Genomic DNA, 248 nt, shown 5'->3' with positions numbered 1-248 from the left:
GAGCGTCAGGATGTCGCCCATGTAGAGAAAGGTCCCGTGCAGCAGGCCGAGCGTCAGCATCTTGACCAGCCGACGCCGGCGCTTGCCCAAGGCCTCATCGCCCCGCGACTGGGACAGCCCCTGGCTGTAGCCGAACAGGAGGCGAGCAGCGCGATGCCCTTGCCCGCGATGAGCGCATGCAGGAACCAGGAGATCACCTGGGCCACGATCCCATCGGCCGGCGATGGCGGGCTGAGCGGTCCGGCATC

General features: G+C 68.1%; 1 protein-coding gene. It reads left to right on the top strand.

The features are described from left to right. Nucleotides 1-36: 36 nt before the first annotated feature. Nucleotides 37-248, top strand: a 212-nt coding sequence (locus ACR9ZK_RS22910; RefSeq protein ID WP_481344216.1) for a hypothetical protein, incomplete at its 3' end; no start/stop codon positions are given.

This window comes from Monashia sp. HAY1-5C, assembly GCF_056755255.1.
Note: the sequence above shows the minus strand (reverse complement) of the source record. Positions and strands in the feature narration are given on the sequence as shown.